The following is a 7,618-nucleotide window of genomic DNA, read 5'->3' as shown; positions in this document are numbered from 1 at the left end:
CAACCACCGCCGGCGCCACTCCGCGCTCGGCTACCTCAGTCCCGCCGACTACGAACAACGTCTCGGATCCACTACCGTCCAGCAGATCGCGGCATAACCCGGTGTCCACATCCCGGGGGGAACTTCAAACACCAGTAGATAAGTAGCCGATGAGCGGGCGTTGGCCCATGGTCCCGTCTGAAACCGGTGAACGGCTCTGTCAGGGGACGAACATCGGTAAGGTACGGTGATCGTCCCGGCGCACCGGACGAGCGGAGGTCGGTATGGGAACGACGAGCGTAACCACGCAGGTAGCGGCGACCTCACGGCCCAGTCGCCTTGCCGGCGCGAAGTTGCTCGCGGCGATACAGCTGAGCGTGGTCGCCGTCTACGCCGCCGCCACGCTCGCGCCGTACGTGTTCTACTTCGTGGTACCCGGACGCCCCCTGTTTAGCAGCACCCGGCCCAATATCGCACCCAGCAACATCATTGGCGGCGACGGCGGATGGCTGAACCCGTTGAATTGGTTGGTGATCCTCGGCTTCCTCGTGACCGAGTTCGGCGTCGCGTTGACCGGGTTACTTTCGCTCGCCGGCGCGGTGATGGTGGCCGCAACCTGGCGGCATTGCCGACCCGTCATGCGAACGTCCGCGATCACCGCGACGATCCTGTGTGTGGCGCTACTGGCATTCCAGCTCACGCCGCTGGGCGCAAGCTTGGCCAACTGGGTATCTGACTAACGCTTTCCAGAGCGCCGCCTGCGACAATTCGCCGCGATGCTGGTCACAGCGGCCACGTTGTCGCGTCGTACGTCGTCCCATCTTGAGCAAGGCGCTCATCTGCCGCTGACCGCGCGTCTTGCTCGGCATCGAGGATCGCATGCCCGGCGGAAGAACCGCCGGGCCGCGTCAGCGTCGCGACGCGCCGAGACCAGCACGTCGATGACCCGCCCGTACTGGTCGACCGCCCGGTACACGTGCCGCCAGACTCCGTTGACGTTGACGTAGGTCTCGTCGACGTGCCACCTGTTGCCCGGTGGGTGGCGGCTGGATCGGGCGGCGTCAGCCAGCAGTGGAGTGAACCGCTGCCCCACCGGTACCCGGTGACGTGGTCGGCCTCGATGCCGCGTTCGACCAGCAGTCCCTCGATGTCTCGGTAGGAGAGGCGGTACCGCAGGTACCAGCGGACCGCGACGACGATCACCTCGGCCGGGAACCGGAACCGGGCGAACGCCGACTTCGGCGCCCGCCCGGGGCGCAGCCGGGCCGATGACATCACTGCCCACGTCTGCCTCGATCCTGCCAACACTCAGCTCAACGCAACGGAGCCCTTCGGGCTGCCGAGAAGGGGCGTCCATGTGCGAAGGACTTTCGGCCCGACCGGTGCGGCCGTTGGCCACTGAAAGACACCGGGGGACCGGGCGCACGGTAAGCGTGGACACCAGCGGCGCTAGGGAGGAAGCCATGAAGGCATTGGTGTACGGCGGGCCGGGGCAGAAGAACTGGACCGAAGTGCCCGATCCGCAGGTCGCCGACCCGCGGGACGCGGTCATCAAGGTGGATGCGGTGACGATCTGCGGCACCGATCTGCACATCCTCGGCGGGGACGTGCCGGCGGTCGTGCCGGGTCGGGTCCTGGGTCACGAGGCGGTCGGCACGGTGCAGCAGGTGGGTAGCGCCGTCAGCGGGCTGCGGGTCGGTGACCGGGTCCTCGCCTCGTGCATCTCCGCCTGTGGGACCTGCGTCTACTGTCGGCAGGGCCGCTACGGTCAGTGCCTGGGCGGGGGCGGCTGGATCCTGGGGCACCTGGTCGACGGCGTGCAGGCCGAGTACGCCCGGATCCCGTTCGCCGACCTGTCCACCTACAAGCTGCCGGACTCGATCAGCGACGAGGCGGCGGTGCTGCTGGCCGACATCCTGCCCACCTCGTTCGAGGTCGGCGTGATCAACGGGAACGTCCGGCCTGGCGACACCGTCGTCGTGGTGGGTGCCGGGCCGATCGGGCTGGCCGCGATCCTCACCGCCCGGCTGTACTCGCCCTCCCACATCATCGCCGTCGACAAGGCCGACAGCCGGTTGCAGGCGGCCAAGCAGTTCGGCGCCGACATCACCGTCAGGCCCGAGGACAACCCACTGGAGGTCGTCCGCTCGATCACCGACGGGCTCGGCGCGGCCGCGGTACTCGAGGCGGTCGGGGTGCCGGAGACGTTCGAGCTGTGCACCACACTGGTCCGCCCGGGCGGCCGGGTGGCCAACATCGGGGTGCACGGCCGGCCGGCGACACTGCACCTGGAAGACCTGTGGATCCGTGACGTCACCATCACCACCGGGCTGGTCGACACGTACTCCACCCCGAAGCTGCTGACCATGGTCGCCGCGGGGCAGCTCGACACCGGCCACATGATCACGCACCGGTTCGTCCTCGACGACATCATCGACGCGTACGACGTCTTCGCCCGGCCGGCGCAGACCGGCGCCTTGAAGGTCGTGCTGTCGCACACCTGAGACCGCATCCGACGACTGGACAACGGACCGGAGGCCTGAGCGGACAACCAGCTCAGGCCTTCAGGCCGGGACTGCTCCGCAACCCTTTTCGGGCTGTGGCGCGTCCTTCCACCTCAAGCGTCGCCCCCGGGTGCGATCGGCGGAAGGATCGAAGGTTCCTACCTATGCATGAATGGCTCGGTGCCTAGCCTTGGCGGACGATGGCGACGGGGCAGGCGGCGTGGTGCAGGACCGCCTGGCTGACCGAACCGAGCAGCAGCCCGGTGAACCCGCCGCGGCCGCGTGAGCCGACGACGGCCAGTTGGGCGTGTTCGGTCGCGTCGATGAGAGCCTGGCGGACCGAGCCGCGAACCAGCCGGCGGTGCACGGTGACATCGGGGTACTTGTCGCGCCAGCCGGTGAGCGCCTCGGCCAGCACTCGTTCTTCTTCGGCTTCGACCATGGCGGCGTCGTAGACGAGGGGAAGCGTGTCACCTGGTTCGGCGCGGACGGGGTGGGTCCAGGCGTGCAGCGCGGTCAGGTCGGTACCGCGGCGTGCTGCCTCCTCGAACGCGAACCCGACGGCGGGCTCGTTGGCCGGTGAACCGTCCATACCGATCAGCACGTTCCCGGCCGGTTCAGGGCGCCCACGGGCGACCAGCACCGGGCAGGCGGCATGCGCGGCCAGTTGAACGGCGACGGATCCGACGAGCAGTCCGGTGAACCCGCCGAGCCCCCGGTTGCCGACGACGACCAGCGCGGCGGTCCGTGACTGGTCGATGAGTGTCGGTGCGGGTGCGCCGGTGATCGCCTCTCCGGTGACGGTCACCGAGAGTTGCGCCTCGCGGGCACGGTCGACAGCTGCCTGTACGACCTGCTCCGCGTCGCGGCGGAGATCCGCGTCGGACAGGCTCACCGGCGCCGCGCCGGGCGGCACCGCGATGTACGGCCAGAGGTAGGCGTACACCACATGCAGCGGCAGATCCCGCACGGTGGCCTCGCGCGCGGCGAGCTCCACCGCTCGCAGGCTGTGGTCGGAGCCGTCGGTGCCGACCACGACTCGGTTCCTCATCGTGTGCCTCCGTTCGGATGCCGGTGGGAGCGGACCGTACCGACGATCAGCGCCGTGGCCAGGGCGGCTGCCGCGACAATCACGACGACGAACGGCAGCTCGGGCCCGTAGAACCAGGACATTTCAGGGAACACTCCGGTCACACCTCCCTCGTTGCCTCGATCCTCGCCCGGTTGGCCGGTGTGGTGGCAGAGCCCGATGTCCCGATCGGGGAGGGCCTACGTCCTCGCCGCGCGACGATTCGCGTCACGACCAGCCCCCCGCCGGGCAGCGTCGCGACCACGGCGCAGGCGGCCAGCTCGGTGAGCGTCAGCGGCTGGGTGCCGAGCAGTGCCCGTAGCGGCGCCCACGCCACTCCGGCGATCTGCAGCACGGCGGATACCGCGATCGCGGCGACGAGCCCGCGGTTACGTGGGCCGCCGCGCCGGCGGGGGCGCGCACCGCGGCCGCGACGCCGAGCTGGGCCAGACCGAGCACGACGAACGCGACCGATTGCCACGGCGCGCCGAAACGGGCGGCGACTAGCGCCGCGCCGAGCACGCACATCGCGATGAAGGCGCCGCCGACGAGTACCGCCCAGGCCAAGCCGGCGCCGAGGACGGACTCCTGGGGCGAGCGCGGCGGCCGGGTCATCACGGTGGGGGAGGCGGGTTCGGCGCCGAGCGCGACGCCGGACGGGCCGTGGGTGAGCAGATTGACCCACAGGATCTGGGCGGGTAACAGGGGCACGGCCAGCCCGACGAACGGGCCGATCATCATCACCAGCAGTTCGGCGCCTCCGCCGGACAGTCCGTAGCCGTGACGGACTCGATCTCTTCCAGTGGCGCCGTCGACTTGTACCTGAGTCGCCCGTCACTGCGCAGCTTCGAAGATGGTGGGCGTCTCCTGCTCACAGAAGCGCGTCGAGCCCGGCCCCCGTTTCGGGCCGGGCTCGACGCGTGGTGCGGAGCTCCGCCGACAGCGTCAGGCGGTGGCAAGAGGCTTCGTTGTCGCTTCCTTCGGTTCCGGAACCGCGAAGCCCTGAGACCTGGGCGTCACGAACGCGTGGATCAGGCCGGCGATCCCGAGCAGGGCCAGCAGGGCGGCGGCGAGGTAGGTGACCGTCGCGCCCTGGTCGGCCTTGGTGCCGAACTCGCTGAAGCCGTACGAGGTCAGCAGCAGGCCCCGCAGGGTCTCACCCTTGAAGAGGGTTTCCCGCTGGGTGTTGACGTCGGTGAGTTGCTTCTGCAGGTCGGCCAGCTTCGGGTCGTTGGCCTTCTGTGCCTCGGCGACCTGGGTGCGGAGCTTGGTCTGCACGTCGCCGATGCTGGCGTAGGTCTCGCCGTTCGCGATCGACTTCAGGTGCAGTCCGATGAACTCGTTCGCGTAGCACTCGGCCTGCTTGCCGGTGGTGAGCTTCTGGCCGGCGTACTCGACGAGGCAGGCCGACTTCTTCTCTTCGCCGGTCAGCGTGTCGGCTGTCTTGAACGAGATGTTCTGCTGGCCGAGCTGGGTGGCGACGTAGTTCTTCGCGAAGTTCGCGTTGCTGGTGAGGACGATGCCGACGACCAGGAGCAGAGCGGCGAGGCCGAGGCCACCGATGCTGAAGAGGATGTCCAGGGTCCTGCGCTTCATTGGTTGGCTCCTCGATATCTGCCGGGGGCTCAGCGTGGTCAAGTACGTGATAACGAGGATGGCCCGGAGCGGGCTGCCGGCCGTAGGGGACAAGTGCAGGTATCGACGGGACCTTGGTCCATGATCCGAGGGACCTTGAGGGTGCCAGAAAGTTGTCCACCGCAGTTGACCTGGGGTTTTGTGGGTCGGCACCTGGTAGGTGCCAGGAAGTCGGCGTCGCGGTTGAGTCGGGGTTTCGTGCGGCACTGTTGCGTTGTGGGATCGACGGGCATGGCCAACCCGCCTCGGGGCCGAAGGTCAGACCGCCAAGGCGGGTTCGGCGAACGCCGCAGACACCCGCGTTGCCGGCCGGGCGTCGACGGCGAGTTCGTAGTGTCCGCGGCGCAGGTTCGGCATGAAGGCGTGTCCGGCGATGATTACCTGTGCGGTCTGGTCGGTTCGTAGTCCGCGCATCGGTCTGTAGTCGGTGCTTCAGTCGACCGTGGTCAACCTCGATCGGATTGTTGGCGTACTGCTCGACGTGGTGCCACGCCTGTGGAATCAGCTGGTCGAGGACGGTGGGGTAGACCGGAGCGGCGTCGGTGACCACCACGGTGGGCTCAATCGTGCTGCGGATGGAGATGGCTAAGCCGCAGACGGTGGATACCGAGCTCTCGAAGCTGACGGGCGACCTGTACCGCCCCAACGCTAGGATCGGCAGTGGAAGCACTGCTTCGGCGATCCGATTCGAGCGGCTGAACGGTGAAACGGTCGGTGGGAAGCTCCACGCGCAGAAGGCGCGTGACTATATCGCCGCGCTGCAGAGGTGGCTCCAGAAGAATCCCACGGCCTCGGCCGGAGACCGGGCGGCCGCGGAGAACGTCATCCGGGACAGGTAGAACGCGCTGGAGGGCCACTGATGTCGACACCCGAGTGGTGGGCGAGCGTGGTCGGCCTCAGCGAGGTACTGGCGGTCGAAGACCGGGCTGAGGTTGCGCGTTGGCGTGATGGTTCCGGAGTGGACGAGGACGGGGATGTGCCACCGCTCACCGTGCGCCTGGCTCATCTGGGTCGGGCGCTCGCTGAGCACGTGGATGCCATGACACCCCAGCAGCGCAGGCTGGTGCTGGACCTGCTGGAGCGGGTCCTCGCCACCGGCAGTGAACACGACAGCACCGCCGTCGCCACAGGGTTTCTGGAAGCGTTGGTGTCTGCTTGGGACCGAGGGTTCGACTTCCCGCGGATCTGGGACGACCTGGGGCCAAAGTCCCAGGAGTACTGCATAGCCTGGAACGCTTTTAACCGCATCGACCTGCCGCCGTGGATGAGGGTCTCCCGCTAGCGACCCCGTCCGGCGCGTTGCCGGGGTTGTGACCGCGGTCCACGATGAGGCCATGACGACGACAGTCTGGTCGGCAGCGGCGCGTCGCTACTGGGCTGAGCGTAGCCGCGCCGAGCGCGTCGCAGATACGACGGGGCGTGGTCGGGGCGTGCTATTGCGGGTGTGCGATGGACGGTGCCGTCGTGAACGCGCCGTCAGCCCGAGAGCTTGGTGATGATGGTGCGAACCGGCACGGGTCACGCACACGCCAATCGCGACGGTTGTCGGCGAAGGCTCAGACGGTGCTGCTGCCACAGGTCTAATGGCGGTCGCCACCCGCACTGGACCCGCGGACCGTTGATCGGACGGGCTCGGTCCTGCGATACCGTCAATGTGCCCACATCGGCGTCGACCAGTCCGCGTCCGCCGACTGGTGACGATCCGCAGGGTACCCGACGAATCAGGGAGATACCGATGCCGGAGCCCGGTCAAGACGCCCACACCGAGGATGCCAACACGCCAGCCACCGCCGAGACCGAGACCGAGACCGAGACCGAGACCGAGACCGACGAGCCTGCCGTCTACGCGAATCGGGCTGCCCGACGCGCGAAGGGCAAGGTGGCCTCGCCTCAACCGTTCGGAAAGGGTCAGCTCCCCGGCGCCCGAGGCTCGGTGCAGAGGCCGCGGCAGTGGGGTAACCGCCGAAGCGGCTGATCCGTTGGCGGAACTTTCGTCGACACACGGCTGCCGGTGTCCGCGGTGACGATGGCGGGGGAGGGGAGCGGGAGCAGCGGGGCACGTTGAATGGCGTTGGACCCCGCTGCGCTGCTCGCAGCGTCGTACCGTGACCTGCGGTCCCTGTTGTTTCTGCTGGTCACTGGGCTGCTAGACGTTTCGCGGCGAGATGCTCACCGGCTTCGTGTCGCCGCAGCTCAGCGACTCTTTCACCGTCGCGGCCGGCACATGCTGCGGTGTGCAGCGAGGTCGTCGGCACTCGCACGCCCGGCCGTCGGCACTCGCACGCCCGGCCGTCGGCACCCGCCGGGCTGCGTCCACGGAGATGGTGTACGACGGGCTCGTTGATGAGCGTGTCGTGATGTAGGAGACGGCCACCGCGTAGATCCTTCGAGACGGCTAAGTCACAAACCGAAGGAGACGAACGCGATGGCC

Annotated in this window: 9 protein-coding genes and 2 pseudogenes; 4 read left to right on the top strand and 7 right to left on the bottom strand. The window is 68.3% G+C overall.

The window, feature by feature from the left end; all coding sequences use genetic code 11:
- Window positions 1-263 precede the first annotated feature (263 nt).
- The gene (locus ACNTMW_RS34015; protein WP_426638181.1) at window positions 264-719 is read left to right on the top strand and encodes a hypothetical protein; all 456 of its coding nucleotides are present in this window, start codon (window positions 264-266) and stop codon (window positions 717-719) included.
- 140 nt (window positions 720-859) lie between these two features.
- On the opposite strand, the pseudogene ACNTMW_RS34010 reads toward ACNTMW_RS34015, so the two are convergent.
- Window positions 860-1,254 (bottom strand): annotated as a pseudogene (locus ACNTMW_RS34010) (IS6 family transposase); the annotation flags it as partial.
- A gap of 188 nt (window positions 1,255-1,442) precedes the next feature.
- Between ACNTMW_RS34010 and ACNTMW_RS34005 the strand changes: the two are divergent.
- Entirely contained in the window at window positions 1,443-2,483 is a 1,041-nt protein-coding gene (locus ACNTMW_RS34005) for a zinc-dependent alcohol dehydrogenase family protein (protein WP_426638179.1), read from the top strand.
- A gap of 184 nt (window positions 2,484-2,667) precedes the next feature.
- On the opposite strand, the gene ACNTMW_RS34000 is transcribed toward ACNTMW_RS34005, so the two are convergent.
- The 6 genes and pseudogenes from ACNTMW_RS34000 to ACNTMW_RS33975 all read right to left on the bottom strand — a co-directional run.
- Window positions 2,668-3,534, bottom strand: a complete 867-nt coding sequence (locus tag ACNTMW_RS34000) for a universal stress protein (RefSeq protein ID WP_426638178.1) — start codon at window positions 3,532-3,534, stop codon at window positions 2,668-2,670.
- A 139-nt stretch (window positions 3,535-3,673) separates the two neighbouring features.
- On the bottom strand, window positions 3,674-3,889 hold the full coding sequence (locus ACNTMW_RS33995) for a hypothetical protein (RefSeq protein WP_426638177.1): 216 nt from the start codon (window positions 3,887-3,889) through the stop codon (window positions 3,674-3,676).
- On the bottom strand, window positions 3,844-4,293 hold the full coding sequence (locus ACNTMW_RS33990) for a cation transporting ATPase C-terminal domain-containing protein (protein ID WP_426638176.1): 450 nt from the start codon (window positions 4,291-4,293) through the stop codon (window positions 3,844-3,846). Before ACNTMW_RS33990 ends, ACNTMW_RS33995 begins: the two co-directional genes overlap by 46 nt.
- A gap of 204 nt (window positions 4,294-4,497) precedes the next feature.
- Window positions 4,498-5,148: a hypothetical protein gene (locus ACNTMW_RS33985; protein ID WP_426638175.1), complete on the bottom strand. Its 651-nt coding sequence runs from the start codon at window positions 5,146-5,148 to the stop codon at window positions 4,498-4,500.
- Window positions 5,149-5,445: 297 nt separating this feature from the next.
- Window positions 5,446-5,601: a hypothetical protein gene (locus ACNTMW_RS33980; RefSeq protein ID WP_426638173.1), complete on the bottom strand. Its 156-nt coding sequence runs from the start codon at window positions 5,599-5,601 to the stop codon at window positions 5,446-5,448.
- Window positions 5,602-5,662: 61 nt separating this feature from the next.
- A pseudogene (locus ACNTMW_RS33975) lies at window positions 5,663-5,737 on the bottom strand (hypothetical protein); the annotation flags it as partial.
- Here ACNTMW_RS33975 and ACNTMW_RS33970 point away from each other — a divergent pair.
- A complete protein-coding gene (locus ACNTMW_RS33970; RefSeq protein ID WP_426638172.1) occupies window positions 5,730-6,026 on the top strand; it encodes an RHS repeat-associated core domain-containing protein in 297 nt (98 codons plus the stop codon). The pseudogene ACNTMW_RS33975 and the gene ACNTMW_RS33970 overlap by 8 nt on opposite strands.
- Window positions 6,027-6,046: 20 nt before the next feature.
- Entirely contained in the window at window positions 6,047-6,469 is a 423-nt protein-coding gene (locus ACNTMW_RS33965) for a DUF7674 family protein (RefSeq protein WP_426638170.1), read from the top strand.
- The last annotated feature ends 1,149 nt before the right edge of the window (window positions 6,470-7,618 follow it).

Source organism: Planosporangium spinosum (genome assembly GCF_049999945.1).
Lineage (GTDB): Bacteria > Actinomycetota > Actinomycetes > Mycobacteriales > Micromonosporaceae > Planosporangium > Planosporangium spinosum.
Note: the sequence above shows the minus strand (reverse complement) of the source record. Positions and strands in the feature narration are given on the sequence as shown.

Excerpts from the sequence above, each read along its gene's own strand:
- ACNTMW_RS34015 (WP_426638181.1), top strand. The coding sequence starts at position 264 with ATGGGAACGACGAGCGTAACCACGCAGGTAGCGGCGACCTCACGGCCC.
- ACNTMW_RS34005 (WP_426638179.1), top strand. The coding sequence starts at position 1,443 with ATGAAGGCATTGGTGTACGGCGGGCCGGGGCAGAAGAACTGGACCGAA.
- ACNTMW_RS34000 (WP_426638178.1), bottom strand. The coding sequence starts at position 3,534 with ATGAGGAACCGAGTCGTGGTCGGCACCGACGGCTCCGACCACAGCCTG.
- ACNTMW_RS33990 (WP_426638176.1), bottom strand. The coding sequence starts at position 4,293 with ATGATGATCGGCCCGTTCGTCGGGCTGGCCGTGCCCCTGTTACCCGCC.
- ACNTMW_RS33985 (WP_426638175.1), bottom strand. The coding sequence starts at position 5,148 with ATGAAGCGCAGGACCCTGGACATCCTCTTCAGCATCGGTGGCCTCGGC.
- ACNTMW_RS33980 (WP_426638173.1), bottom strand. The coding sequence starts at position 5,601 with ATGCGCGGACTACGAACCGACCAGACCGCACAGGTAATCATCGCCGGA.
- ACNTMW_RS33965 (WP_426638170.1), top strand. The coding sequence starts at position 6,047 with ATGTCGACACCCGAGTGGTGGGCGAGCGTGGTCGGCCTCAGCGAGGTA.